This window comes from Lyngbya sp. CCY1209, from assembly GCF_035615495.1.
Classification (GTDB): Bacteria; Cyanobacteriota; Cyanobacteriia; order Cyanobacteriales; family Microcoleaceae; genus Limnospira.
This window is the reverse complement of record NZ_JAJENU010000235.1, coordinates 14,232-39,050: the sequence shown is the minus strand read 5'-3', so window position 1 is coordinate 39,050 and position 24,819 is coordinate 14,232. Positions and strand designations below refer to the sequence as shown.

Annotated in this window: 26 protein-coding genes, 1 tRNA gene, 1 pseudogene and 1 other annotated feature; of the genes and pseudogenes, 15 read left to right on the top strand and 13 right to left on the bottom strand. The window is 55.5% G+C overall.

Features of this window, described 5'->3' with window-relative positions; all coding sequences use genetic code 11:
- Positions 1–320: pseudogene (locus LKE08_RS05875) on the bottom strand (photosystem II D2 protein (photosystem q(a) protein)); the annotation flags it as partial.
- 103 nt (positions 321–423) lie between these two features.
- On the opposite strand from LKE08_RS05875, the gene LKE08_RS05870 reads away from it, so the two are divergent.
- From LKE08_RS05870 to LKE08_RS05860, 3 genes are read left to right on the top strand one after another with little or no spacing between them, the layout of a single operon-like run.
- The gene (locus tag LKE08_RS05870; protein WP_324703265.1) at positions 424–996 is read left to right on the top strand and encodes a photosystem I assembly protein Ycf4; all 573 of its coding nucleotides are present in this window, start codon (positions 424–426) and stop codon (positions 994–996) included.
- A gap of 20 nt (positions 997–1,016) precedes the next feature.
- A complete protein-coding gene (locus LKE08_RS05865; protein WP_324703264.1) occupies positions 1,017–1,775 on the top strand; it encodes a peptidylprolyl isomerase in 759 nt (252 codons plus the stop codon).
- Between the two features lie 57 nt (positions 1,776–1,832).
- Positions 1,833–2,963 (top strand): beta-ketoacyl-ACP synthase, encoded by a 1,131-nt coding sequence (locus tag LKE08_RS05860; RefSeq protein ID WP_324703263.1) that lies wholly within the window; start codon positions 1,833–1,835, stop codon positions 2,961–2,963.
- Between the two features lie 625 nt (positions 2,964–3,588).
- On the opposite strand, the gene LKE08_RS05855 is transcribed toward LKE08_RS05860, so the two are convergent.
- From LKE08_RS05855 to LKE08_RS05845, 3 genes are all read right to left on the bottom strand, one after another.
- On the bottom strand, positions 3,589–4,011 hold the full coding sequence (locus tag LKE08_RS05855; protein ID WP_324703262.1) for a DUF4359 domain-containing protein: 423 nt from the start codon (positions 4,009–4,011) through the stop codon (positions 3,589–3,591).
- Positions 4,012–4,130: 119 nt separating this feature from the next.
- Positions 4,131–5,099 (bottom strand): M48 family metallopeptidase, encoded by a 969-nt coding sequence (locus LKE08_RS05850; RefSeq protein WP_324703268.1) that lies wholly within the window; start codon positions 5,097–5,099, stop codon positions 4,131–4,133.
- A gap of 131 nt (positions 5,100–5,230) precedes the next feature.
- Positions 5,231–6,175: a pentapeptide repeat-containing protein gene (locus LKE08_RS05845; RefSeq protein ID WP_324703261.1), complete on the bottom strand. Its 945-nt coding sequence runs from the start codon at positions 6,173–6,175 to the stop codon at positions 5,231–5,233.
- A gap of 495 nt (positions 6,176–6,670) precedes the next feature.
- Between LKE08_RS05845 and LKE08_RS05840 the strand changes: the two genes are divergently transcribed.
- Positions 6,671–7,369 carry a late competence development ComFB family protein gene (locus tag LKE08_RS05840; RefSeq protein WP_324703260.1) on the top strand — a complete coding sequence of 233 codons (699 nt, stop codon included), beginning with the start codon at positions 6,671–6,673 and terminating at the stop codon, positions 7,367–7,369.
- Positions 7,370–7,611: 242 nt separating this feature from the next.
- On the opposite strand, the gene rplL is transcribed toward LKE08_RS05840, so the two are convergent.
- From rplL to rplS, 8 genes are all read right to left on the bottom strand, one after another.
- Entirely contained in the window at positions 7,612–8,019 is a 408-nt protein-coding gene (gene rplL / locus LKE08_RS05835) for a 50S ribosomal protein L7/L12 (RefSeq protein WP_324703259.1), read from the bottom strand.
- A 46-nt stretch (positions 8,020–8,065) separates the two neighbouring features.
- Positions 8,066–8,635: a 50S ribosomal protein L10 gene (rplJ, locus tag LKE08_RS05830; RefSeq protein WP_324703258.1), complete on the bottom strand. Its 570-nt coding sequence runs from the start codon at positions 8,633–8,635 to the stop codon at positions 8,066–8,068.
- 116 nt (positions 8,636–8,751) lie between these two features.
- Positions 8,752–8,923 (bottom strand) — a sequence feature (ribosomal protein L10 leader region).
- A 165-nt stretch (positions 8,924–9,088) separates the two neighbouring features.
- A complete protein-coding gene (gene rplA / locus LKE08_RS05825; RefSeq protein WP_324703257.1) occupies positions 9,089–9,805 on the bottom strand; it encodes a 50S ribosomal protein L1 in 717 nt (238 codons plus the stop codon).
- 104 nt (positions 9,806–9,909) lie between these two features.
- The gene (gene rplK, locus LKE08_RS05820; protein WP_324703256.1) at positions 9,910–10,335 is read right to left on the bottom strand and encodes a 50S ribosomal protein L11; all 426 of its coding nucleotides are present in this window, start codon (positions 10,333–10,335) and stop codon (positions 9,910–9,912) included.
- A 3-nt stretch (positions 10,336–10,338) separates the two neighbouring features.
- Positions 10,339–11,010 (bottom strand): transcription termination/antitermination protein NusG, encoded by a 672-nt coding sequence (gene nusG, locus LKE08_RS05815; protein WP_324703255.1) that lies wholly within the window; start codon positions 11,008–11,010, stop codon positions 10,339–10,341.
- The gene (gene secE, locus LKE08_RS05810) at positions 11,007–11,231 is read right to left on the bottom strand and encodes a preprotein translocase subunit SecE (RefSeq protein ID WP_324703254.1); all 225 of its coding nucleotides are present in this window, start codon (positions 11,229–11,231) and stop codon (positions 11,007–11,009) included. The genes nusG and secE overlap by 4 nt, the downstream gene beginning before the upstream one ends.
- A gap of 239 nt (positions 11,232–11,470) precedes the next feature.
- Positions 11,471–11,543, bottom strand: a tRNA-Trp gene (locus LKE08_RS05805).
- 117 nt (positions 11,544–11,660) lie between these two features.
- Positions 11,661–12,047, bottom strand: coding sequence for a 50S ribosomal protein L19 (rplS, locus tag LKE08_RS05800; protein WP_324703253.1), 387 nt, complete (start codon positions 12,045–12,047; stop codon positions 11,661–11,663).
- Between the two features lie 224 nt (positions 12,048–12,271).
- Between rplS and LKE08_RS05795 the strand changes: the two genes are divergently transcribed.
- Both LKE08_RS05795 and LKE08_RS05790 read left to right on the top strand, forming a co-directional pair.
- On the top strand, positions 12,272–13,609 hold the full coding sequence (locus LKE08_RS05795) for an inorganic phosphate transporter (protein WP_324703252.1): 1,338 nt from the start codon (positions 12,272–12,274) through the stop codon (positions 13,607–13,609).
- A gap of 264 nt (positions 13,610–13,873) precedes the next feature.
- Positions 13,874–15,577 (top strand): EamA family transporter, encoded by a 1,704-nt coding sequence (locus tag LKE08_RS05790; protein ID WP_324703251.1) that lies wholly within the window; start codon positions 13,874–13,876, stop codon positions 15,575–15,577.
- Between the two features lie 167 nt (positions 15,578–15,744).
- Here the strand turns inward: LKE08_RS05790 and clpX are convergent, their stop codons facing one another.
- Positions 15,745–17,118 (bottom strand): ATP-dependent protease ATP-binding subunit ClpX, encoded by a 1,374-nt coding sequence (gene clpX, locus LKE08_RS05785; protein ID WP_324703250.1) that lies wholly within the window; start codon positions 17,116–17,118, stop codon positions 15,745–15,747.
- Between the two features lie 174 nt (positions 17,119–17,292).
- Between clpX and LKE08_RS05780 the strand changes: the two genes are divergently transcribed.
- The 9 genes from LKE08_RS05780 (at position 17,293) to LKE08_RS05740 (ending at position 24,817) form a co-directional block, all read left to right on the top strand.
- Positions 17,293–17,448, top strand: coding sequence for a hypothetical protein (locus LKE08_RS05780; RefSeq protein WP_324703249.1), 156 nt, complete (start codon positions 17,293–17,295; stop codon positions 17,446–17,448).
- A 30-nt stretch (positions 17,449–17,478) separates the two neighbouring features.
- Positions 17,479–18,636 carry a glycosyltransferase gene (locus LKE08_RS05775; RefSeq protein WP_324703248.1) on the top strand — a complete coding sequence of 386 codons (1,158 nt, stop codon included), beginning with the start codon at positions 17,479–17,481 and terminating at the stop codon, positions 18,634–18,636.
- A gap of 191 nt (positions 18,637–18,827) precedes the next feature.
- Complete coding sequence (locus tag LKE08_RS05770) at positions 18,828–19,565, top strand: sugar transferase (protein ID WP_324703247.1); 738 nt, start codon at positions 18,828–18,830, stop codon at positions 19,563–19,565.
- 282 nt (positions 19,566–19,847) lie between these two features.
- A complete protein-coding gene (gmd, locus tag LKE08_RS05765; protein WP_324703246.1) occupies positions 19,848–20,876 on the top strand; it encodes a GDP-mannose 4,6-dehydratase in 1,029 nt (342 codons plus the stop codon).
- 25 nt (positions 20,877–20,901) lie between these two features.
- Positions 20,902–21,855 carry a GDP-L-fucose synthase gene (locus LKE08_RS05760; RefSeq protein ID WP_324703245.1) on the top strand — a complete coding sequence of 318 codons (954 nt, stop codon included), beginning with the start codon at positions 20,902–20,904 and terminating at the stop codon, positions 21,853–21,855.
- Positions 21,856–21,863: 8 nt separating this feature from the next.
- On the top strand, positions 21,864–22,424 hold the full coding sequence (locus tag LKE08_RS05755; RefSeq protein ID WP_324703244.1) for a 5-formyltetrahydrofolate cyclo-ligase: 561 nt from the start codon (positions 21,864–21,866) through the stop codon (positions 22,422–22,424).
- Complete coding sequence (locus LKE08_RS05750; RefSeq protein WP_324703243.1) at positions 22,421–23,272, top strand: carbohydrate ABC transporter permease; 852 nt, start codon at positions 22,421–22,423, stop codon at positions 23,270–23,272. Before LKE08_RS05755 ends, LKE08_RS05750 begins: the two co-directional genes overlap by 4 nt.
- A 207-nt stretch (positions 23,273–23,479) precedes the next feature.
- Complete coding sequence (locus LKE08_RS05745; RefSeq protein ID WP_324703242.1) at positions 23,480–23,650, top strand: hypothetical protein; 171 nt, start codon at positions 23,480–23,482, stop codon at positions 23,648–23,650.
- 18 nt (positions 23,651–23,668) lie between these two features.
- On the top strand, positions 23,669–24,817 hold the full coding sequence (locus LKE08_RS05740) for a glycosyltransferase (RefSeq protein ID WP_324703241.1): 1,149 nt from the start codon (positions 23,669–23,671) through the stop codon (positions 24,815–24,817).
- The last annotated feature ends 2 nt before the right edge of the window (positions 24,818–24,819 follow it).

Here is a 24,819-nt window from a genome sequence, read left to right as displayed (position 1 = left end):
AGCTGGCACCAGCGGGTGAAGTCCCACTGGGCTTCGGGACCCCACAGGAACAGCAGGGAGTGTCCCAGGCTGTTGGCCGGGGTGCTGACGGCCGCGGTCAGGAAGTTGCAGCCTTCCAAATAGGAGCTGGCAAGTCCGTGGGTGTACCAGGAGGTGACGAAGGTGGTTCCGGTGAGCCATCCGCCCAGGGCCAGGTAGGCGCAGGGGAACAGCAGGATTCCAGACCATCCCACGAACACGAACCGATCGCGCTTCAGCCAGTCGTCGAGGACGTCAAACCATCCTCTCTGAACTTGAGGGCGCTCGACTGCTATAGTCATTTGAGAACGATCCTTGGGATTTCTAAAACGTCATGCTTTCTAAGCAAGTTAACATAAATATATATTACAGTTAACATTTTTTGCAAAGGTCTATGGGATTTTTATGAACGCACAGACACAAACGACGAGTATGGGCGATCGCACTCTGGAAAATCAAATCATGGGTTCTCGTCGCTTCAGCAACTACTTTTGGGCGACAACGGTCAGCATCGGAGGCCTCGGGTTCCTTTTGGCCGGAATTTCCAGCTATTTGGGCCGAAACCTCCTCCCCTTCTCCGATCCGACCCAACTGATCTTCGTTCCCCAGGGATTGGTGATGGGGCTTTACGGGGGCGCGGCCATCCTGTTAGCTTCGTACCTGTGGTTGGTGATTTTCTGGGATCTCGGCGGCGGTTACAATCGGTTCGACCGGGACAGCGGGGACATTCGGATTTTCCGCTGGGGATTTCCCGGCAAGAATCGCCGCGTCGAGTTCAACTGTCGCACGGAGGACGTCCAATCCATCCGCGTCGATATCAAAGAAGGACTCAACCCCCGCCGCGCCCTGTATCTCAAACTCAAAGACCGCCGCGAGATTCCCCTGACCCGAGTCGGCCAGCCGATGGCCCTGGCGGAGTTGGAAAATCGGGGCGCCGAACTGGCCAAGTTTCTGCAAGTGCCCCTCGAGGGACTCTAGGATTGAAAAGATTGAAACCTATGATGCGACAGTGGTTGTTAATTTTGTGTATCGTTGGCATCGTGATGGCGGGAGGATGTAGCCTGCCGGACACGAACGCTTCTGTCAACGCCCAGAATGCCACCCCAGAAAATAGCGGCGACGGCGCCGTATCCATTTCTCAACGTGAAGAGTCACCCCTAATGAGCGATTTACCCAAACTTGAAGGAAAAGCCACGATCGTGATGACGGTCAACGGATCGCCGATTACCATCGAGGTTGATGGTTCCGCGGCTCCGATTACGGCCGGGAATTTTGTCGATCTGGTCAACCAGGGCGTCTACGACGGCGTCGCGTTCCACCGGGTCGTCCGCGACCCCCAGCCCTTCGTGGTTCAGGGCGGCGACCCCCAGAGCAAAGATCCCAAAGTTCCCATGAATCGACTGGGGACGGGGGGATTTATCGACCCGGCGACCTCCAAAGAGCGCTACATTCCCTTGGAAATTCAACCCAAGAATGGGGACGAGCCGATTTACAGCAAAACCTTCGACCAAGCCAAGGTGGGCGCTTCCCCCGCATTGCAGCACAGCCGCGGCGCGGTGGCGATGGCCCGCTCTGCGGCGCCGGATTCGGCTTCCTCCCAGTTCTATTTCGCCCTCGCCGATTTGCCCTTCCTGGATGGGAACTATGCGGTTTTCGGCTATGTCACGGACGGCATGAACGTGGTAGATGCCATCGAGCAGGGCGATCGCATCGAGTCGGCGAAAGTGACCGACGGATTGGACAACCTGAAAAATTAAAACACTGTTAAGATTTGTGACGGGAATTCTGAGGGGATTCCCGGTTTCTGTGTAGCTGTGGATGTTGTGGTGACGGGAATCGGTTTGCACTCAGCCCTGGGCGGGTTGGTGCACAGTTGGGAGGGGTTGCTGGCTGGAAAGTCGGCGATCGCACCCGCTCAACCGTTCCCCGAACTGCCGCCCCGGCCCCTGGCGCTTTTGGGGGCAAAACCTGGGGGCCTCGCCCCCCGACTCGAAAAAACCCTGGCGGACGCTTTACTTGATGCCGGGTTGCAACCGCCCCTGTCCGATTGCGGGATCGCGATCGGATCGAGTCGGGGCTATCAGAAAGATTTGGAACAACTGGCCAAAAATAGGACGGAGGCGGATTTGTCCGCTTTTCCGCATTTTCTGCATTCTCAATTGGGGGCCAGTGCCGCCCGTCAAATCGGTGCTCTCGGGCCGGTTCTGAGTCCGATGGCGGCCTGTGCCACGGGACTTTGGGCGATCGCCCAGGGATTTGAATTGATCAAAACCGGGCAGTGTCGGCGGGTTGTCGCGGGTGCGATCGAGGCCCCCGTCACTCCCTTAAGTTTAATCGGATTTGCCAAAATGGGGGCTCTGGCATCCGAGGGGGCGTTTCCCTTTTCCCGCGATCGCGACGGGTTGGTACTCGGAGAAGGGGCGGCGCTTTTGGTGTTGGAAGAGGCGGAATTGGCCCGCCGTCGAGGTGCGAAAATTTACGGCCAAATTTTGGGGGTGGGGTTGAGTGCCGATGCCTGCTACCACAACAAACCCGATCGCGGGGGAAAAAGTGCGATCCGGGCGATCAAAAAAAGTTGCGATCGCGCCGGTATTTCTCCCCAGGAAATCGACTACATTCACGCCCACGGAACGGCGACCATTTTGAACGATCGCCACGAAGCGAAAATCATTCAAAAACTCTTTCCCGGTGGCGTTCCCCTCAGTTCCACAAAGGGCGCGACCGGGCACACTTTGGGGGCGTCGGGGGCGTTGGGGGCGGCGTTTTGTCTGATGGCATTACAGGAGCAAATTTTGCCGCCCTGCGTGGGGTTGCGGGATTTGGAATTTGACCTGGATGTGGTGAGGGTTGCTCGGGTTGCCGAGGTGCGACGGGTGTTGTGTTTGGGGTTCGGATTTGGGGGGCAGAATGGTGCGATCGTTTTTGGGAACGGAGGTTGCGGATAAAAGCAATAGATTATGTTGAATAAAAAATCAAGTTAATTTGCAGATTACCATTATATAAAATAAATATACAAGATTTATGGGATTTTGTCAACCCTCTAAAAAAAATCGATTTTTTTTTATTTCGTAAATTAAACGATGTGGGGCGCAGGATTTAATTCTGATATAGATAGTATAGCATTACTCCGCTCCCCGAGATTCCTGATATTCGACCAACTCCACAATTTGACCGTCCGCGATCGCCACATCGATGGATTGTACCGCCTCATCGAACGCCTGCCGCATTTCCGGACTTTCCGGGGGGGGGCGGATTTTGCCAAGTCGTGAACTTCCGTCAGTTCCGATTGAAATTGGGGGTTGTGAAAGATTATTTGGATGCGATCGCCTACAGAATGGGAGGGAGCATCGGACTTGAACGACCTTTTTGAGAACTTGTAGCAATTCTAATGCTATCACCAATCGGTTTTTATTGAAATCGACTCTCAACTATCTGCACGGGTCGAACATCTCGGGAAAAGTTGTTGCGCTTCGCCGCCTTTCACCAAGGGGCTAAAGCGCAACAACGCCATGGGAAAAGTTGTTGCGCTTCGGTGCCAGAGTGGGGCTAAAGCCCAACAACAGCCTTGATTTAGTTCACAGAATTTTCGGGTATTTTTTCACCTGAAAATGTCAAAAAGTTTCCGAATACGCCGATCGTCTGATAGCGATGCTCGAACAATTCCGATGTGTAAATACTCAAAAAAATGGCGTTTTTGCGGTGAGTTGAATTGTCAATAAAACTCCTAAATGTGCCACGCTGGGAAGTGGCAAAGGTGCTGCAAACATCGACGTAGAGATCGGAAAACCCTTGTAAAACTTCGGGAACCTTCGACTCTTGGCAGGCAGATGTCTTCAGCTCTTTTGAGGCATACACCGACGCATAGTCGAGATATTCTTCGCGGGAGGGGTTTGTGAATGTCATCGTCCCCGCCAGGATGGCGAGGAGGATCGCCCCCTTGCCGATATAACCGCCGCCGTGATGGTTGGATTTGACGCGATCGACTTTCATCATTTTCAATAAACCTTAAAATGGCATTTCGTTGGGATTGATATTCCTTTCCTCTATTTTATCCTTCAAGCCCGTCCGGGCGGATTTCGGATAGGACGGATGAAAGATCGGGCGGTTTCACGTCACCCCCCCTTTTTCCGACTCAACCGTTCGATTTCCTGTTGCAACTCGGCAATTTGGCGCCGCAGCCGTTCCGCTTCCGCCCGGGACGCTTCCGCCTCGACATCGACCGAACCCTCAGCCGTCGCCCGCCTGTAGTTCCCCGAGCGAATTTGGCGGTATTCCTCGGAATTCGACCACTCCCGCAAAAAGCGGATGCGTTCGACGGGGAACGGGTGACTCAACATCACGCCCTGGCCGCCGTTGTAGAGCAAAAATTTGTAGACCTGATTCAGCTCGTCCTGGTCGAGGTCGTGATAGCGGTCGGACTGGCGGATAAATTCTTCCAGGCTGCACTCGTGGGCGCGTTTTTCGCTGACGCCCGAGAGGATCATCATCGACTGCATGACACATTTTAGATCGTCCGTCACCAACAGCGCCGCGCGATCGGCCGAAAGTTCGGCTTTTCGGCGCCACTCGTAAAACGCAAAAATCAAGCCGCTGCTGACGAGGTTGCCCAAGCCGAAGGTCAGTTCCCCCAACATCGACGCCACGCCCATCGCCCAAATTGCCATCTGACTGAGAATCGGGTGGCCGCACTTGATGTGACCCAATTCGTGGGCCAAGACCGCCCGCAATTCCGCTTCGCCGATCAGATCCAGCAGGCCGGTGTTGATGACGATGTAGGGGTGTTCCTGTCCGAGGGCGTAGCTGTTGGGTTGGGGATTTTGGGCGACGAACAGGGAGGGTTCCGGGGAGACGTCGAGATCGCGGATGCACTCCCGGAAAACGTGGTAGAGGCTGGCGTACTGGCGGGGTCCGACTTCGATGCAGTTCCCCATTAAATAGACATATTGGGGACGTTCGTAGACGAATTCGACAAATTTGCTGGCGATCAAGTCGAAACCGGGGACGCTCCGCAGGGCATCTTCCGCCTGTCGGTCGAGGGGATGCCGAAATGCTTCGCTGGAAATTCCGGTGTAGGTGGGCATGGCGAGCTCCGAGATCCTGTGCAGAGTGATGGGGTGGTCTGTCGTCGGGTCTTCAATATCTTTTTGATTGTAGTCGATTTGCCGGAGTTGACGGGGGTCTTTCGGGCCGATCGCGATCGCCCGATGTCCCCTCAACTGCCATCGCCCGACGAAGGGGGTTTGACTTCCCCTTCGCAATGTTCGGGGTATTGTTCCCAGGAGAGCCCCAAATTGCCTAGAAAGGGTTTGGAATATCGCGCCTGTTTCCAATTGAGAGCCGCCCGAATTTGTTCGGGAGTCAATCCCGTCGCATTTTGAAAGTGGGCTCCTTGCAGGTTTGCCCCTTCAAAGTTGACGCCTTGTAAGTTGGCTTCTTTGAGGTTCGCACCCCGGAGGTTGGCTCGTCGAAAATTCGCGTCTTGTAGGTAGGCCCCTTGCAAAATTGCCCCCTTCAAATTTGCCTCTTGAAAGTTGGCACCCTGTAGGTTTCCCAAAATGTAAGCCCGCTGCAGGTTTGCCCGCTGTAAATTCGCCTCCAACAAATTCACGCCCTGCAACTCCGCGTCTTGCAAGTTGGCGGCGCTGAGGTTGGCTTTTTGGAGTTGGGCCAGCAGGAAGAAACATTCCCGCAAATTGGCTTTCCAGAGGTTGGCACCTTGCAGTTGTGTCAGTTCAAAGGTACTGCCTTTTAAGTTGGCTTCCTGGAGTTTTGCGGTCTTCAGGTTCGCCTCTTTAAAGTCGCTATCGACGAGGGTGACTTGTTCGAGATCGGCCATCGGCAAGGACAGCCCTTTGAGGCTCACGCCGTCTTTGGAGAGTTCTTCTAGGGCTTTAATTCTGGCGTGGCTGATTTTGATGCCCTGGGCTGAGTCGATCACCTGCCAAGCTTCGTAATGGGATTTCTTTTTTCCCCGCCTCATGTAAATGACGAGGGCCGTGACGATGCTGATACTTTCAAAGGTGCCGAGAATTCTCGACTGTTCGAGGGATTTAATAAAGATGTTGCCCCAGGTGGTATTTTGTCTGAGGGTGTCTTCCAAGTAGAGGATGGCGGAAATGACGATGAAGACGGCAAATAGAATTAATAATATTTCCAAAAAATCCCGGACAAATTTAGCGAATGAACGTGCGATTCGCGACAGTTGACGGCGGGGAAAATTTCTGGATACATGATATTTAATACCGTTCATATTTTGATGTTTTATTGATATTTGATATCGTCGATGTCGGCGGCGGTCAGAATTGACAGGCGATCGAAGAGAAAGCGGAACGGGGGATTCATGCGGATTTCAAAGGATCGGGGAATGTCATACATTATAAATCGAACTTTTCTGTCAGTATCGGGAATCAAACCGCACCGATCGCCCGTCGCGACGGACCCCCGTTCCCGCCCTGAGACTCCGACGGCCAGGATGGCCTGGGCCCAAACCCGCGATTGGTCATATCCGCCGGCACACCAATCGACCTTTACGAAACCTTAATCCTTTCAAAAAATTGCGTAAATTTTTGATAAAGAAGCCTCCAATTGCCTTCAAAAGTGAAAAGGGTCCGTTATCATCAAATATTAGGAGCATCACTATAAGATTAATTAAATGAGCCAGGACAAAAATGCGAAAGCCCAAAATTACCAAAACGTGATGGAAATTTGGGTCAACAACGAAATCGATCGCCAACTGAAGAATCTGTCTGAAAACCTGCTGAAATATATCAACCGCATCGAAGTGGCAACTTACGCCCTCAACCGCCTTCCCCCCCTCTACGCTTCCTGCCAAGAAGGTCTGGCCAGACAAGAACAGCAAGCCAAAAAGTACAAAAGCAAAATTCACGAAACGGTGCGTCAGGCGCTCGCGGCCGTCCGGCGAGATCCCATCCGAATGTCCACCCCTCTGATGTCTCCCGAAGAAGTCCAGTACGAGCAAACCCTGCGGGAACTCATCGATCTGCTCCCCAAGCAAACCGACGCCCGTCGCAACGCCCTCGAACTGGTGCGCCACGCGATCGCGACCCCCGCCAAAGTGCCACAGCGGAGGCGGGTTCCCAGCAAACCCCTCGTCTCCCACCGCGATCAAATCCGGGAACAACTCAGACTCGCGACCACCGACCCTTCCCCATCCGAAAAAGCCGCAACCGAAGCTCGTCGCCCGCCTTCTCCTCAAGCCCTCGCCGCCCGCCAGAGCCAGATGCCGGCCCCAGTGCGAACCGCAAACGCCCTCGGCGGTCGTCGCTCCGAACTCGCCGAGAACACCGAAGCCAAGTCCCTCGACTGGACGGACCCCCGCTATCACCTATAAACTTTTCCCCCGTCTCAATGGCGGGGATTTCCATGAATTAGCAGCCTTGACATTCCCCGCGCCCAGGCTTTGTTCGAGTCTCCCTCTAGCTGTTCACACAGGAGGGCGCAGCGCTATCAAAAAAAAAGGGCGGAAGGGAAAACATCTCCCTTCCGCCCGCATCCGGCAAAGATGACCTTCAAATTGGGGTCGTCATTTCACGTACCGGGACTTTAAAATATCCCGATTTCCAACTGCGAAGACTACTTGACTTCCACTTTGGCGCCGGCTTCTTCCAGTTGCTTCTTGACCGCTTCGGCATCTTCTTTGTTGGTGCCTTCTTTGATCGGTTTGGGGGCACCTTCCACCAAGTCCTTGGCTTCCTTCAGGCCTAAGCCGGTGATGGTGCGGACCACTTTCAGAACGGCGATCTTCTTGTCGGCCGGGAATTCGGTCAGGATGACGTCGAATTCGGTCTTCTCTTCTTCCTCGGCCGCTTCGGCAGCGCCGCCGGCTGCCATGCCGGGAGCCGCCATCATCATCATGCCGCCGCCGGCAGAAGCGGACGCATCCACGCCGAACGCCTCTTCAATTTGCTTGACCAACTCGGACGCTTCCAGCAGGCTCAGGGATTTGAGATCTTCTAGAATTTTGTCAGTTTTCTCGGACATGGGTTAACTCTCAGTAATCGTGAACGACAAACAATTAGAAACGGATTTAAGCCGCCTGGGAATCCTCTTTTTCGGAGACCGCCTTGATGGCGCGGGCCAGGGACGCCGGAACTTCTTTGATTCCGACCGCCAGCTTGGTGGGGACGGCGTTGACTCCGACCGCCAGCTTGGTGGGAACGGCGTTGATGGCCCCGGCAATGCGGGCGATGAGTTCTTCTTTGGTGGGAAGTTCGGTGATGGCTTTGACGTCATCGACACTCAAAGCCCGACCTTCCATCACCCCGCCGCGAAGCTCGGTTTTTTTGCTCTCCTTCTGAAACGCTTGATACGCTTTGATGGCGGCGCCGAGATCGTCTTTGACGAAGATAAACGCCGAGCTTCCGCTCAGGAATTTCTCCATCGGTTGCCAGGTTTCGTCACCTTCGACCGCTTTCCGCATCAAGGTGTTTTTGGTGACGGTACAGGTGCCACCCGTTTCGCGCAGGCGGTTCCGCAAGTCGGTAATTTGGGAAACAGAAAGCCCGGTGTAGTCGATCACCAGGGTCAGTTGAGCCTCGCTCAACGCCTTCTGGAGATCGGCGACAATATCTTGTTTTTGGGCTAAGGTTCTTCCCATTCGTGTTGAACCTCCATGTTGTACGATCGCCCGATCCCATCCGGGTCATATCAAGTTCGGATCTCCATCGTTTTGAAAAAAACGATTTGAGCGGACTTGATATCAAACAGAAGACCGGTTGCATTAAAAAACCTCGGACTTTCGGCCGAGGCAAAGGAATAAGAATTACCCGTAAGAATTTGGGACAATTTCTGTCTCCAATTCGCGGTTAAAATCTTTAATACCTTGACCTCGGCAGGATATTAAGCGAGTCGCACCTGCTGTCTTCGGCTACCGGATCTTTAATTTGTGATGGGCTATAGCGCGGTAATTACACCGATTTATAATTATCGCGCGATCGCCACTTTTTGTCAAGGACAATTTCAAAATTCGGGCGTCGGGTTCAGTCCCGGAAACCGGGTGTCTCAATAACTTTCCCCGATTCCCGACTCCCTAATACCGACTCCCAATTCTCTACGCCACCTCAGCGACTTTCAGATCCCGCAGGGCGCTGATATCCACTTCAATGGCCGGCCCCATCGTGGCGCTGATGTACACCGTCCGCCAGTAGCGGCCCTTGGCACCGGACGGGCGGTTGCGGTCGATACACTCTTGCAGCGCGGACAGATTCACCAGCAGGTCTTCTGCGGAGAAGGAAGCTTTCCCAAACATGACGTGGACGATGCCGGTGCGGTCGGCCCGGAATTCTAGTTTCCCGGCCTTAAATTCCGCGATCGCCTGGGTCAGGTCCGTCGTCACCGTGCCGCCCTTCGGGGAGGGCATCAGACCCTTCGGACCGAGCAGGCGGCCCAGCTTCGCGACCTGGGGCATCATGTCCGGCGTGGCGATCAACTTGTCGAAATCCAGCATCCCTTTCTGAATTTCCGCGATCAGGTCGTCCGACCCCACCAAGTCCGCCCCGGCGTCCTGGGCCTCCGCGACCTTCTCACCCTTGGCCAAAACGGCTACCCGGATTTCCTGGCCCGTCCCCTTGGGGAGCGTCACCGTGGTTCGCAGTTGTTGGTCGGTGTACTTGGGGTCGATTCCGAGGCGGATGTGGGCCTCGGCCGACTCCGGAAACTTGGCGGTCGCCGTCTGTTTGAGCAAATTGAGCGCTTCCAACGGCTCGTAGGGCCGTTCTTCGACCTGCTTTCTCAGTTCTTGTAAGCGACGTGATACTTGTTTTGGCATTGTTTTCTCCTGGGGTCACTAACGAAGTTCGACTTCTCCCCCCATCTGTACGTTGGACAATTGGGTTGGCGAATGGGAGAGAACCCATCGGCCGATTTCAAAACCTAGTCTGCCACCGTGACGCCCATATTCCGGGCCGTCCCCTCCACGATTTTCATCGCGGCTTCGATGTCGTTGGCGTTGAGGTCGGGCATTTTGGTTTCCGCGATTTCCTGCAACTGCGCCCGGGTGATGGTGCCGACGCGCGATCGGTTCGGCTCCCCCGACCCCTTCTCGATGCCGGCCGCTTTCTTGATCAAAACGGAAGCCGGCGGGGTTTTGAGTACGAAGGTAAAACTCCGATCTTCATAGACCGAAATTTCCACCGGAATCACCAGACCGGCTTTGTCAGCCGTCTTGGCGTTGTACTCCTTGCAGAACATCATGATGTTCACCCCGTGCTGACCCAGTGCCGGACCGATGGGAGGCGCGGGGTTCGCTTTTCCCGCGTTGATCGCCAACTTGATAACTGCTACAACTTTCTTAGCCATTCCTTAGCCCTGTTTTTCAACCTGATTGAACTCCAATTCCACCGGCGTATCCCGTCCAAAGATCGACAGTAGGGCCTTGAGCTTGTTTCGCTCCGGGCTGACTTCAATGACATCCCCTTCAAAGTCTTTGAACGGGCCGGAAAGCACCACAATATGATCCCCGGTGGCCATCGCTACCTTGACGACCGGTTCCTGTTGCTGGGTGTGCCGGAAGATCCGTTCGACTTCCGCCGAACTCAGCGGCAGGGGTTTGACGTGTCCCCGTCCTCGCCCCGAGTGTCGTTTCTGCTCTGCCCCGACAAAGTTAATCACATGAGGGGTATTTTTGACAACCTGCCAGGCCTCATCGTCAATATCCCAGTGGTTCAACTCGCCGTTCCAGTTCAATTTCATCTGGACGAGTACGTAGCCGGGAAAGACCTTTTCCTCGCTGTGCTGGCGACTGCCGTCCTTGCGGAGTTTGATCGCCTGGGTTTGCGGGATCTCGACTTTGAGAATTCGGTCCGCCACGTCCAACGTTTGAACCCGTTGTTCCAAATTGACTTTGACTCGCTTTTCGCAGCCCGATGCTACCTGAACAGCATACCAGCGGAGTTCTCCGGGTGCATATTCCGGTTGATCGTCTATTTCAGACATAGAATTGAGTTGTTCCGACTCGTCTGATGCAAAAGTCATCCAAATACCTGCCCCGACGCCCAACGAAAGAAGTTGTCGATCAAATAGATCAGTGTTGCTGAAAGCATGACCATCAACAAGACTCCGGCCGATTCACTCAGCAGTTGCTGGCGGCTCGGCCAGACGACCTTATCGAGTTCTTCCTTGGTTTCCTGAAGAAAACCGCCGACACTAAATCCCTTGGGGGCTTCCTGGACCCCGGTTTCTTCTTTCTTTGACACAGCTTTTCCCCTCGCGATTGTAAACTTGACAGTCGATCCTCACGACCGTTTCACGCTGGCTCAAACGATTAATTATAACATCTGGGTGTCGATCGCCCACGCACGTCCCCGATCGCGTTTCTTCAGATGGGTTGGGGTTCCGAGTCCCCTTCGCCATTCCTCCTCCCCGGACTGCCCGACTCAAATTCCCAGAAAAAAACCAGGCTATTTTTTAACCTGGCTTTTTTTGAGAAATTGGACGCGCCCTGGAGGACTCGAACCCCCGACATCGGGTTTTGGAGACCCGCGTTCTACCAACTGAACTAAGGACGCCCGCCGCACGGGGCAGTATCGCCACGTGCTTTCCTAGTCTAACACGATACCCTCACAAAATGGAAGCACTTTTTCACCCATTTCCAATTTTTTTGGGGGAATCCTGGAGCCGGGGGTCTAGAGGGGGCGATCAAAGCGCTGGGGCACCCGGGTGGCCTTCCCGACGCGATCGCGCAGGTAGTACAGTTTGGCGCGGCGCACCTTACCTCTGCGCGTCACCTTGATGCTGGCGATGCGGGGGGAGTGCAGCAAAAATACCCGTTCGACTCCGATACCCTGGAAGATGCGGCGGACGGTGATGGTTTCGTTGATGCCGCCGTTCCGCATGGCGATGACGGTACCTTCGTAGGGCTGAATCCGCTCTTTTCCGCCTTCTTGGATTCTCACGCCGACTCGGACAGTATCTCCGACGTAGATGGTGGGGATTTCCTTCTTCTGGAACTGCTCTTGCAGATTCTCGATCTCTTCTTTCTCGATCGCGCGGATGATTTCCTGGGCTTGCATGGCTCTGGTTTAAAACTCACAATCTCCTATTGTGACATTCTCCCGCCGAGTTTTCAAGTCCCGGCTTTGGGGGAGTAGGGAGTAGGGAGTAGGGAGTAGGGAATAGGGGGACTCCGCTTCCCGGAGCTTCCCACACCCCAATTCTCCCCCCGGTGTGATGGTTTGCGACGGGCGATCGCCTATGATCGACATTTGTTTGTCCAACTCTTTCGGTGGCGATCGCAATGGATGTTTCCCCTTTGACTCAAGTTCCCCTGTGGGGGATCTGCCTGCTGGCGTTTTACGTTGCCTGCACCCTCGGCGCCAACGACGTCGCCAACTCGATGGGGACCTCCGTCGGATCGAAGGCGATCACCCTCAGACAGGCGATTCTGATCGCCGGGATATTGGAATTTTCCGGGGCGGTGCTGTTCGGGGGGGGCGTGTCCGAAACCCTGGCGACGGGGGTGGTGAAGCCGGAGGAATTCATCCGATCGCCCGAACTGTTCCAGATCGGGATGGTGGCGGTACTGTTGGCGGCGGGAATTTGGCTGCAAATCGCCACCCGCCAAGGTTTGCCCGTGGCATCTTCCCATGCCGTCGTCGGGGCGATCGCGGGATTTAGTGCGGTGGCCGCCGGAGTGGGGGCGGTGGCCTGGAAAACCGTCGGTTTGATTTCGAGTGCCTGGGTGATCACGCCCCTGATCAGCGGTGGGATCGCCGCCCTATTTTACAGCCTGATCAAACACTGGATTTTAGATCACCCCCACCCGTCCCGGCAATTGCAAGAATGGACACCGTGGCTAAGTTTCAGTCTGATCGCCGTCTTCGGGACGTTGGTGCTGCCGCAGATCAGCCGGCCCCTGCAAGAGTGGATCGAGGCCCAATTTCACCTCAATTTACCCGCCCACGATCTGACGATCGCGATCGGCGGTGTCGCCGTGGCGGGTTTAACGTGGTTCAGTTGGCAACCCGTCTACGGGGGGGAGTCGGTATTAGGGAATCGGGAGTCGGGGAAAAGGGGCGAAAATCCGGCCCATAAAACCGAAATTACCCGTTTCGACACCACGATCGAAACTCGACTCGCCCGCTTCCAAGTTCTCAGCGCCTGTTTCGTCGCCTTCGCCCACGGTTCCAACGACGTCGGCAACACCGTCGCCCCCCTCGCCGTCGTCGCGTTCATCCGCAACACCGGTACCGTCCCCATCGGCGAATTTCACATCCCCCTGTGGATTTTGGTCGTCGGCGGGGGCGGCATCGCCACGGGTTTGGCGATTTGGGGCAAAAACGTGATTTCCACCGTCGGAGAAAACATCATCCCCCTGGCACCGAGCGCCGGATTCTGCGCCGAACTGGCCACCGCGACGACGGTATTGCTGGCCTCCAAAATCGGGCTGCCCGTCTCCACCTCCCACGCCTTGGTTGGGGGGGTCGTGGGCATCGGACTGGTGCGGGGGTTAGAATCGATCCAATTCGGGACGGTGCGGGCGATCGCTCTGGCGTGGCTGATCACCGTCCCCACGGCGGCGGGGTTAGCCGCGGGGGGATTTCTGCTGCTGCGATCGCTCTTCGGCATCGGCTAGAAGCGGGAATCGGGAAAAGGTCACTAATTATCAATTGTCAATGGTCAATTATCAATTCTCCCCGCACCCGGCCCCCCAATTTAGAGATCCGGTGCATAACGGGTTAGACTGAACTCATGTTTTGAATGCGGGCATTTGCAAACCCGCCCCGCCATTCCTTCCATTGTGCCTTTTTCGCACGAGTGTGCAAACCCCCGAGAGGATAGCACGGGGTTTCTGGCGGATTCGCGCTTACTAGCAGATCGATTAAGAGGTTAATCGCTCATGGGGACACAGGATCGTCAACCGCCACCCTCCGGCAATGAGGATAACAGACCTGCACAAGAGGTCTTAAATGCAGTTATTCAAGAGGTCGAAACATTTCACCGGAATTTTCGGGAGCGACTCTCCCAAGATGTCGAGCGACTCCAGCAGGATAAAGATCGCCTGATCGAGGAGATTCAACACCTGCAACGGCAACAACAGGAGTTGCAATCCCAGCAATTTCAAACCCTGTCGGAGCGCCAACTGGCCCAGCAACAGGTTTGGCTCAAACAACTGGCCCAAGTGCTCGCCAACCACCTGCAGCGGGAGTTAATTGCCCGCATCAACCAATGGAGAGCGGATTCCGACCCGTCTCTGGTATCGTCCGATTCGGGCGGTATGCTGCCGGAGGGGGTAGAGGGCGGACTCGATTTGGAGCCCCAGGAGTTGGAAGCCGTCCTGGACACGAGTTTGAATCAAACGTTCCAAAGTTTGCAGCAGGAATTAAATAGCTACCAAAGTGATTTATCCGAACGGTTGAGAACCGTCCAAAGTCTCGAACAGCAGTTTGAAACTTTGGCGGAAACGTTTATCGCCCGGTTGCGGGAACAACTGGACACCTCGGCTCGAGAATTGCCGTCGTCGGGTTCCCAGACGTCCCTGCCGCCGACCTCGGTCGCCCAGCCGCAGCCTCAACCGACCCCGGCGCCCCAGCCGAAACCGAAGGGCGCTTCCCAAGTGCAACTGGGTTTATTTTTGGCTTTGATGTCGGCCCTGGTGCTGTCGCTGTTTAACGTCTGCCTCAAGATCATTCTCAAAACTTCGGATACCCCCAAGCCAATTTTCGGGCTGTTCGAGGTGGAGGGGGTGATCACGCCGGGATTGGGCAATTCCCTCCTGATCCTGTTGTTGCGGATGATCGTGGTGATGGCGCTGATGCCGATTTTGGCGACGATTCTCTATCCGGCGGTGTGGAGCGACATCCGGCGGTTCGTACAGTCCCGAGATTGGAAGTTGGTTTGGACGGTCGTCGGCAGCGGTTTCTTTTTATTTTTATCCCGGGTTTGCATTTACATCGCGATCGGGGAAATTCCCACCGGGATCGCGATCACGATTTTCTTTGTCTATCCAATTATCACCGTTTTGGCGTCGTGGGGACTGTTCGGCGATCGCCCCAGTTTGATCCGCGTGGGGGCGATGATCGCCATTTTGATCGGCGGTGTCCTCTCCCTGCCCAACTTTCTCGGGGGTGCGGCTGGAAATACCGGCGTGGGGGTGATCGCGGCCTTGGGGGCCGGCATCGCCTTCGCCGGCTACGTTTTGTTCACCCAAATTGCGGCGGGGAAATTGCACCCCATCCCGTTCAGCTTGGTTAACTTTGCCTCGATTTTTGTCTTCTGTGCCCTGAGTTTGATGTTTCTGCCGGACAATTTGGGGTTGGATGTCAATCCGAACCTGTGGACGGGAATTATCGTCGGCGGGGTGATCTTGGGCGTCCTGACCCTGTTGAGTTACCTGCTCAATAATTTTGCGATCCGGTCGGCGGGGGCGGCGCTGGCGTCGATCATCGGCACGTCCGGGCCGGCTTTGACGGCGTTATTCGCCTTTTTGATTATCGGCGAGGCGCTGACGCTCCAGCAAATTGGCGGCATGGGTCTGGTGATTTTGGGGGTCGGCACCATGAGTGTGGAGCGGATGTTGGTTCCCAAGAAGAAGGTGTCTTAAATTGAGGGAGTCGGGAGTCGGGAGTTGGGAGTCGGGAATTTTAGATTTTAGATTCTTTCCATCTTGACTCTCTTGCCCCGATCGCCCGATTTTCCGCCCGCGGTGCCATACTTTTGACGGGTTAAGAAACGGGGCGATCGCGCGATCGCCCCGTCCCCTTTGAAACATTAAGCCGACTCGTGCTGTCGGCGCCATGCGGGGTGCCACAGCACCTCCGCCGTTGATCGCTGTTCGACCATTTCCTTGGTAATCACGCAGCGGTTGACATCTTTGCGGGAGGGCAACTCGTACATCACCTCTAGCATCAATTCTTCCAAGATGCCGCGCAGGGCCCGGGCGCCGGTTTTGCGTCGGTAAGCCTCTTTGGCGATCGCTTTCAGGGCCTCGGGTTCAAATTCCAGGGCAACATTATCCATCAGCAGCAGCTTCTTGTACTGCTTCACCAGAGCGTTGTGGGGTTCAGTCAAAATCTGCATCAGCGCCTCCTCGTCGAGGGGCGAAATCACCGTCAACACCGGCACCCGGCCGATAAATTCGGGGATGAGTCCGAATTTGACCAAATCCTCCGGTTCGACGTGTTTGAGAATTTCGTCGGCACTCGGCGCGGTTGAAGTCTGGGTTTCGGGGGTGCCGTTCATCCCCGGTTGGATGAAGCCCAGGGATTTTTTGCCCAGGCGCTGTTCGACCACCTTATCGAGGCCCACAAAGGCGCCGCCGCAGATGAAGAGAATCTTGCTGGTGTCGATTTGGATGAAGTCCTGGTAGGGGTGCTTGCGTCCGCCTTGGGGCGGCACGTTGACGACGGTGCCCTCCAAGATTTTCAACAGCGCCTGCTGCACGCCTTCCCCGGAAACGTCCCGGGTGATGGAGGTGTTTTCGCTCTTGCGGGCGATTTTGTCGATTTCGTCGATGTAGATGATTCCCCGCTGGGCAGCTTCGATGTCGAAGTCGGCGACTTGCAGCAGCCGCAGCAGGATGTTTTCCACGTCGTCCCCCACATATCCCGCCTCGGTGAGGGTGGTGGCATCGGCGACCGCAAACGGGACGTCCAGGAGGTCGGCGAGGGTCTGGGCTAGGAGGGTTTTGCCGCACCCGGTCGGCCCCATCAACAGGATATTTGATTTTTGCAATTCTACCCGGTCATCTTTGCGCTCGTCGGAGTCCGGGCCTGGATCGCGGGCCGTTTCTTCGGCATCGGCACTCAGGCGCTTGTAGTGATTGTAGACGGCGACGGACAGGACTTTTTTGGTGCTGTGCTGGCCGATGACGTGCTCGTCCAGATAGTGTTTGATTTCGACCGGTTTGGGGAGATCTTGCAGCGGCGTTTTCAGGGGGTGCGATCGCTGCGGATGTCCTTCGCCGGCCAGGGCGGGGGGCGATGAAGTCCGGTCGAAACCGGAAAACTCTTCCTCTAAAATTTCGTTGCACAGTTCCACGCACTCATCGCAGATGTAGACCCCAGGACCGGCGATCAATTTGCGAACTTGCTCCTGGGATTTGCCACAAAAAGAGCATCGTAAATGAGAATCATACCTGGACATATTTAACCTTATGGGTGACAGTTCCTAATTGTGCTGGGCGGGGGAAATCCTGTCGGATGTCGATTGAACAGGAGGAGAAGTCAGCTTTCCGAAACTGGTCTATTCTAGCCCCGTCTGTCTTGTGAGTCGCTAATTCAACCGTAACATCGAACCCGGAAAACGTGGTGGGGTGGGGTGTTAAAAGATGTTGCTAAATTGGAGGCAGGTGCCGTCAACGGGCGCGATATCGGGGAGTTTCGCCGGACGGGGCGGCGGCGGATTTGGGGGCCGGTTCCGAGTCAGGAGCGCGGCCGGGACAGCAACTGCTGTTCCCCGTTCCCCGCCATGTGAGATAGTGAATGGTGCACTTGATTTGCTCGGATGTCTGTCGTGCCGCTCAAATACGCTCTTGTCCACGAATGGTTGACGCCGAAAGCCACGGGGGGATCGGAGTTGGTCGTCCGGGAAATTCTCAGGCACATCGATGCCGAAGTCTACGCGCTGATCGATTTTGAATCCACCAATCCCCAGAGCTACCTTTACGGGCGCCCGGTGGGAACGACCTTTTTGCAGCGTTTTCCCCGGGCCCGGGAGGGGGTGCAAAAGTACCTGCCCCTGTTGCCACTGGCGATCGAACAGCTCGACCTGCGAGAATACGACGTGATTTTATCTTCGTCCCACGCCGTCGCCAAGGGCATCCTGACGACCCCCCGACAACTGCACGTCTGCTACTGCCACACCCCCATGCGTTACGCCTGGGACCTGACATTCGACTACCTGCGAAGTTCGGCTGTCGGTTCCGGCATCCCTGGCTTTTTCACCCGCCTGCTGCTGCACCAGTTGCGGCAGTGGGATGTCCTCAGCGCCAACCGGGTGGACTATTTTATCGCCAATTCCAGACATACGGCCCGCCGGATCTGGCGGTGCTACCGCCGGACGGCGGAGGTGATCTACCCCCCCATCGCCACGGAGCGCCTCCCCTTCCGAGAGCAAAAAGGGGACTTTTACCTGACCGTCTGCCGCCTGGTCAGTTATAAGAAAATTTCCCTGATTGTGAGGGCGTTCAACGAGTTGGGTTATCCCCTGATCGTGATCGGGACTGGCCCGGAGCGCGATCGCCTGCGCGAGATCGCCGCACCCAACGTGCAGTTTTTGGGGTGGCAGTCGGACGAGTCCGTGGCCCGGTACATGGCCGAAGCCCAGGCCTTCGTCTACGCCGCCTGCGAGGATTTCGGCATGGCCGTGGTGGAGGCCCAAGCCTGCGGAACCCCCGCGATCGCCTACGGGGCGGGGGGAACCCTGGAAACGGTGCGGGACCTGCGACGACATCCGGAGTCGGGGACGGGCCTGCTGTTCGACTCCCAGACCGAAGTCGCCCTGATCGAGGCGGTGCAGGAATTTGAACGGTTGAAACCCAAATTCGTCCCGGAAATCGCCCGCACCCACGCGAGTCAATTTGATCGGGGGCAGTTTCGCGATCGCTATTTAAGTTTTCTCGATCGCTGCCTCGGGCGGATGGACTCCGAAAATTTCGGCTAAAATGCCAGAGGATTTCGGATGGGGAGAGAAGCTCAAAAGGGGGAAATCGCTCGGGTTTGCCATCTCGATCCCCCCAGGAACGGCCCCCGATCTCCGAGCTGATGTTCGAGCGCGAGATGTCCGATCGTCTGTATTGGGTGTCTTGAGGCTTTATGATCAGGACTGTGTGTGGTGTGAATTGAAGGAGTAAGATGACTGCCAATAGCCAACTCATCTTCGGTAGGGGACTTCGGCGTGCATTCACGAGGCGCGGCTTTGTACCCTCGGTACATCGACGCCCAACTCGAAGCCTTTCACTGGTTCGGAGTCTAAACGGCGAATTTTTTAAGCGTTCATTTGACATTCTGTTTTCTCTGTCGGTTCTGATTCTGTTCGCCCCCGTTTATTTGCTGCTGACGTTGCTGATCGCCCTGAGTTCGCCCGGATCGGTTTTCTACGTCCAGGAGCGGGTGGGCAAAAACCGCAAGCGGTTCGGATGCATCAAATTCAGGACGATGGTGAGCAACGCCGACGAAGTGCTCGTGCAGATGATGGAAACCTCCCCCAACCTGCGCCAGGAATTTCAGGATTCGTTCAAACTCAAACAGGACCCGCGAATTACCTGGATTGGCCGATTCTTGCGGGTGACGAGCCTCGACGAGTTCCCCCAGTTTTGGAACGTCCTCAAGGGGGATATGAGCGTCGTCGGTCCGAGGCCGTTGGTGGCGGAGGAGCTGCACAAGTACGGCCGTCACATGGACAAGATCCTGACGATCAAGCCCGGAATTACCGGGCTGTGGCAAGTTTCGGGGCGCAATGACATCCCTTACCCCCGCCGGGTTCAGATCGACTTGTACTATGTGAATTTCAAAAATTTCTGGATCGACCTGTGGATCATCGTCAAAACCATCGGCGTGGTCATCTTCCCCAAGGATAACGGAGCGTACTAGGTCGGAGCTCGGGTGACGGGCGATCGCCCGCCGCCGAGCTCCCCGACCCGGCTCGCCGACTCCCTTCAAACATTCGATCCCCCCGGTTGGGAGTGGCGCGACGCGCCACTCCCAACTTGCCGTGAATTCGCTCAAACCCCCAACCGGTCAAACATGAGGCCGACTCGAAAATCCGGGTCCCGGAGGCGGTGAGGTGCATAATAGACATACACCTCCGCTGTGCCGAAATCGAATAATCATCAGTGGGGGACGATACCACCAAGTTTCAAGGAAAACGATCAGATGACGGAACGCAAACGTGCGCTGATTACCGGAATTACAGGTCAAGATGGTTCGTACCTGAGCGAGTTCTTGTTGGAGAAGGGCTACGAAGTCCACGGAATTATCCGCCGAAGTTCGAGTTTCAATACCGATCGCATCGATCATATTTACAAAGATCCCCACAACGAGGACGCCCGCCTGTTCCTGCACTACGGGGATTTGACCGACGGCACCACCCTGCGCCGCATCCTAGAAGAGGTCAAACCGGTCGAAATTTACAACCTCGGCGCCCAATCCCACGTCCGGGTCAGTTTCGACTCCCCCGAATACACGGTCGATACCGTCGGCATGGGGGTTTTGCGCCTCCTGGAGGCGATCCGGGACTACCAACACCGCACCGGCATCGAAGTGCGCTTCTACCAGGCCGGTTCCTCGGAAATGTTCGGAAAAGTCCAGGAAGTCCCCCAGAAAGAAACCACCCCCTTCTACCCCCGCAGTCCCTACGCCTGCGCCAAGGTTTACGGCCACTGGCAGACCGTCAACTACCGGGAATCTTACGGCCTGTTCGCCTGCAACGGCATTCTGTTCAACCACGAAAGTCCCCGCCGCGGCCCGACGTTCGTGACCCGCAAAATTACCCGCGCCGTCGCCCGCATCGTCAAAGGAATGCAGAAAGAAATTTATCTGGGAAATCTCGACTCCAAGCGGGATTGGGGTTACGCCAAGGATTACGTCCGGGGGATGTGGATGATGTTGCAACACGACAAGCCGGACGATTATGTGTTGGCAACTAACGAAACCCACTCCATCCGAGAATTTCTGGACGTGGCCTTCAATTACGTCAATTTGGACTGGGAAAAGTACGTCAAGTTTGACGAGCGCTACCTGCGTCCGGCCGAGGTTGACCTGTTGATCGGCGACTCGACCAAAGCCCGGACTGTTTTGGGTTGGGAACCGTCTGTTACATTTGAGGGGTTGGTGAAATTGATGGTCGATAAAGACCTGAAACTGCTGGAGCAGCCCCACCAAGAGGGCGACCACTTTGACTAATTCACGACAGTAAAAGGTTGAACTTATGGACACTCTGGATTTAAAGGGAAAGCGAATTTTGGTGACGGGCGGCGCCGGCTTTCTCGGCAAACAGGTGGTGGAACAACTGCTCGAAGCGGGTGCCACTTCCGAAAACATCGCTGTGCCGCGATCGCGTGACTGCGACCTCCGCTCCCTCGAAGCCTGCCAAAAAGCGGCGAAAGGTCAGGATATCATCATCCATCTGGCGGCTCACGTCGGCGGTATCGGCCTCAACCAGGTCAAACCCGCAGAGTTGTTCTACGACAACCTGATGATGGGAGCGCAACTGATCCACGCCGCCCACGAAGCCGGGGTGCAGAAGTTCGTCTGCGTGGGGACGATTTGCGCCTACCCTAAATTTACCCCCGTTCCCTTCAAAGAGGACGACCTCTGGGAGGGCTACCCGGAAGAAACCAACGCCCCCTACGGCATCGCCAAAAAAGCCCTACTGGTGCAACTGCAAGCCTACCGCCAGCAATACGGCTTCGACGGCATCTACCTGCTGCCGGTGAATCTTTACGGCCCGGAGGATAACTTCAACCCCGAGAGTTCCCATGTGATTCCGGCTTTGATTCGCAAAGTCCACGAAGCCCAACAGCGGGGGGAAAAACAGCTTCCCGTCTGGGGCGACGGCAGTCCGAGCCGCGAGTTTCTCTATTCCACGGATGCGGCCCGGGGCATCGTCATGGCAACCCAAAGTTACAGCGAACCAGACCCCGTGAATTTGGGCACCCACGAGGAAATTACCATCCGGAATTTGGTGGAGTTGATTTGCGAGTTGATGGCGTTTGACGGGGAAATTGTCTGGCAGACGGACAAACCTAACGGCCAACCCCGCCGCTGTCTGGACACGACCCGGGCCAAGGAAAAGTTCGGTTTCGTGGCTGAGGTCGATTTCCGCCGGGGGTTGAAAAATACGATCGCCTGGTATCGGGAACACGCCGACGAGATTGCTTAGGGGTGCGGGTGAACAAGTCCGAATTGCGTCGCAGTCTGCTCCAACAACGCCAGTCTCTTTCTGAAATGGAGTGGCGGCAGAAAAGCGATCGCATCTGCACTCACCTTATGGGTTGGTCGAAATTTGCGGACGCGAAAACCGTACTGGCCTATTTTAGCTTTCGCCGGGAACCCGATCTCAGTCCGTTATGGGTGCATCACCATCAGAAATTTTGGGGGTTTCCCCGCTGCGTGGCCCGAGAAATGATTTGGCACCGGTGGCAGTCCGGAGATCCTCTGCAAAAGGGTGCATTTGGTTTGCTCGAACCCGACGCGACGCTGCCGATTTTGGAACCCTCCCAGGTGGATTTAATTCTGGTTCCGGCCCTGGCTTGCGATGTGGCCGGATACCGTCTGGGATACGGCGGGGGATTTTACGACCGGATGCTGAGTCAGCCCCGGTGGCGCGAAGTTCCGACCATCGGTATTGTATTTGAATCGGCTTATTTTCCCGCTCTCCCGGTGGATGATTGGGACCGGCCTTTGGGGGGAATTTGTACGGAAGCAGGTGCGATCGAATTGACAGAATGAAAGGGAAAAAATCGACGGGTAATTTTCGGTTCAATTGGCGGGCGATCATCACCTATATTTTACTGAGTGCGATCGCCTTTTTGATGCTATTTCCATTGCTGTGGCTGGTGGGGACGGCGTTCAAATCCCCGGCGGAAAATATCTTTCAAATTCCCCCCCAACTGCTGCCGGAAGAACCCACCTTCGGCAATTTTATCCGCGTCTGGCAGACCAATCCTTTCGGCCGATATTTATTCAACAGCACCCTCGTCGCTGCCGGTTCGGTGGCTTTGAATCTGCTGTTTTGTTCTCTGGCGGCCTATCCTCTGGCGCGGTTGAATTTTTGGGGGCGAGATGTCTTGTTGAGTGCGATCGTTTCTACGATCATGATCCCGTTTCAAATCGTGATGATTCCCCTGTATATTCTCGCCGTCCAACTGGGGTTGAGAAACACCTATTTGGGAATTATTTTTCCGGGGTTGGCTTCCGCCTTCGGCATCTTCCTGCTGCGACAGGCGTTCATGCGGGTGCCCAAAGAACTCGAAGAAGCCGCCCGGATGGACGGCTGTTCCGAGCTCGGCATCTGGTGGCACGTCATGATTCCCTCCGTCCGTCCCGCTTTAATTACCCTGGCAATTTTCGTTTTTATCGGGGCTTGGAGTGACTTTCTCTGGCCGCTAATTGTGGTCGATCGCCCGGAATACTATACCATGCCTTTGGGGGTGGCGAACCTGGCGGGAACCTTCTCCTTCGACTGGCGCCTCGTCGCCGCCGGTTCGGTGATTTCCATCGCCCCCGTGTTGCTGGTTTTTCTGCTCGTTCAGCGCTACATCGTCCCTACGGATACGGCGACGGGGGTTAAGGGGTGAAGCTAGGGAGTCGGGAGTCGGTTTTAGGGAGTCGGGAACTGAAAGCGCGTCAAAATTTTATTTTTTTAAAAAAAATTAAGAAATATTAAAAATTTCGCCTTTTTTGGCGGTTTTTGTTGATTTTTTTCTTGACTTCCGGTATTATTTTAGATAATGGGAGTGGTTGCGAAAATATTATTTTTAGCACCACTCCCATTTTGGGGGATTATGTCAATAGTCTACCGCGAATCGCCGCCCCCCGTCAACCCCTCTGCGCCGATTTTTTGGGGGTGCGGGACGGGGAAAACGGTGGAATTGATCGTCTCCCCGGAAAATACGGCGATCGCCCGAGCCCGGGGACTCATTGATCGCGTCCGCGACGAGATCGAGGAACAATAATATCATTTGAACCGAATCATGTCAGTTTCTCGCCTGCTATTTCTCGCCGAACGTTTTCCCCCGGATATCGGGGGAGTCGCCAGCAGTGCGCGGCGCATCAGTGAGGCTTTGAAAGAATTGGGAATTGCGGTGGACGTGGTGGTGTGGAGTCGCTATCTGCAACCGGGTGAGGTGTTGCCACCCCAGTCGGAAACGGCAAAGGTGTATCGCATCGGATTGTATCGAAATTGGGATATGACGATGAATCACACCCTGAATGTTTTGGAGTGGCTGCACCAACAACATTCCTACGATGCGGTTTGGGGTCACTATCTGTTTCCGGCGGGATTTTTGGCGGTGTGGTTTGCGGGTTTGCAGGGGATTGAAAGTATCGTCAGCGCCCGGGGAAATGATATCGATCGCGGCGCTTTTCCGCCGGGAGATTTTGCCCGCCTCCGGTGGACTTTGGAACGCGCCGATCGCGTCACAGCGGTGAGTCGGGATCTGGGGCGAAAAATTAAATTGCTGTGCGATCGCGACGATACAGTTATTCTCAAAAATGCGGTCGATACGGATATTTTTAAACCCGATCTTTCCCCGGACGTTCGGTCGAATTTGCGGGCAGAATTGGGGATTTTTTCTGACGAAATCGTTGTGGGATTTTTGGGGGAGTTGCGGGAGAAGAAAGGGCAGCAATTTTTGATTAAAGCCCTCTCGGAAGTGCGTCGAAATCGTCTGGCGTGTCTGTTGATTATTGGGGAAGTGCGCCCCTCCCAGTTGGGGATTTTGCAAGCCTACGAGATGGAATGTCCGGAGGATGCCAAACGGGTGATTATTACGGGTTATTTGTCGGAACGGGAGGCGATCGCGCGATACTTGCAAATTTGCGACGTTTTTCTGTTGCCTTCGGTGTGGGAAGGGATGCCGAATGCGCTGCTGGAGGCGATGTCCTGCGGCGGTTGCGCGATCGCCAGCGATGCGGGGGGAATTCCGGAGATTATCACCCACGGAGAAAATGGGTTTATCCTCCCCCGCCACCAGTTAAATCACCTCGGAAATGCGGTGTTGGAGTTTTTGGAATTGGAGGAGGCGAGAAAGGGGGAAATTTCTGGGGCGGCGCGCGATCGCATTTTGGCGGAATTTTCTTTGCCACGGGAACGGGAGAGACTGCGGGGGTTATTTGATTGATT

What these genes read in the sequence shown, in the direction of transcription:
- LKE08_RS05870 (WP_324703265.1), top strand. Translation starts at nt 424, where the DNA reads ATGAACGCACAGACACAAACGACGAGTATGGGCGATCGCACTCTGGAA.
- LKE08_RS05865 (WP_324703264.1), top strand. Translation starts at nt 1,017, where the DNA reads ATGATGCGACAGTGGTTGTTAATTTTGTGTATCGTTGGCATCGTGATG.
- LKE08_RS05855 (WP_324703262.1), bottom strand. Translation starts at nt 4,011, where the DNA reads ATGATGAAAGTCGATCGCGTCAAATCCAACCATCACGGCGGCGGTTAT.
- LKE08_RS05850 (WP_324703268.1), bottom strand. Translation starts at nt 5,099, where the DNA reads ATGCCCACCTACACCGGAATTTCCAGCGAAGCATTTCGGCATCCCCTC.
- LKE08_RS05840 (WP_324703260.1), top strand. Translation starts at nt 6,671, where the DNA reads ATGAGCCAGGACAAAAATGCGAAAGCCCAAAATTACCAAAACGTGATG.
- rplL (WP_324703259.1), bottom strand. Translation starts at nt 8,019, where the DNA reads ATGTCCGAGAAAACTGACAAAATTCTAGAAGATCTCAAATCCCTGAGC.
- rplJ (WP_324703258.1), bottom strand. Translation starts at nt 8,635, where the DNA reads ATGGGAAGAACCTTAGCCCAAAAACAAGATATTGTCGCCGATCTCCAG.
- rplA (WP_324703257.1), bottom strand. Translation starts at nt 9,805, where the DNA reads ATGCCAAAACAAGTATCACGTCGCTTACAAGAACTGAGAAAGCAGGTC.
- rplK (WP_324703256.1), bottom strand. Translation starts at nt 10,335, where the DNA reads ATGGCTAAGAAAGTTGTAGCAGTTATCAAGTTGGCGATCAACGCGGGA.
- nusG (WP_324703255.1), bottom strand. Translation starts at nt 11,010, where the DNA reads ATGACTTTTGCATCAGACGAGTCGGAACAACTCAATTCTATGTCTGAA.
- rplS (WP_324703253.1), bottom strand. Translation starts at nt 12,047, where the DNA reads ATGCAAGCCCAGGAAATCATCCGCGCGATCGAGAAAGAAGAGATCGAG.
- LKE08_RS05795 (WP_324703252.1), top strand. Translation starts at nt 12,272, where the DNA reads ATGGATGTTTCCCCTTTGACTCAAGTTCCCCTGTGGGGGATCTGCCTG.
- LKE08_RS05790 (WP_324703251.1), top strand. Translation starts at nt 13,874, where the DNA reads ATGGGGACACAGGATCGTCAACCGCCACCCTCCGGCAATGAGGATAAC.
- clpX (WP_324703250.1), bottom strand. Translation starts at nt 17,118, where the DNA reads ATGTCCAGGTATGATTCTCATTTACGATGCTCTTTTTGTGGCAAATCC.
- LKE08_RS05775 (WP_324703248.1), top strand. Translation starts at nt 17,479, where the DNA reads ATGTCTGTCGTGCCGCTCAAATACGCTCTTGTCCACGAATGGTTGACG.
- LKE08_RS05770 (WP_324703247.1), top strand. Translation starts at nt 18,828, where the DNA reads ATGACTGCCAATAGCCAACTCATCTTCGGTAGGGGACTTCGGCGTGCA.
- gmd (WP_324703246.1), top strand. Translation starts at nt 19,848, where the DNA reads ATGACGGAACGCAAACGTGCGCTGATTACCGGAATTACAGGTCAAGAT.
- LKE08_RS05760 (WP_324703245.1), top strand. Translation starts at nt 20,902, where the DNA reads ATGGACACTCTGGATTTAAAGGGAAAGCGAATTTTGGTGACGGGCGGC.
- LKE08_RS05750 (WP_324703243.1), top strand. Translation starts at nt 22,421, where the DNA reads ATGAAAGGGAAAAAATCGACGGGTAATTTTCGGTTCAATTGGCGGGCG.
- LKE08_RS05745 (WP_324703242.1), top strand. Translation starts at nt 23,480, where the DNA reads ATGTCAATAGTCTACCGCGAATCGCCGCCCCCCGTCAACCCCTCTGCG.
- LKE08_RS05740 (WP_324703241.1), top strand. Translation starts at nt 23,669, where the DNA reads ATGTCAGTTTCTCGCCTGCTATTTCTCGCCGAACGTTTTCCCCCGGAT.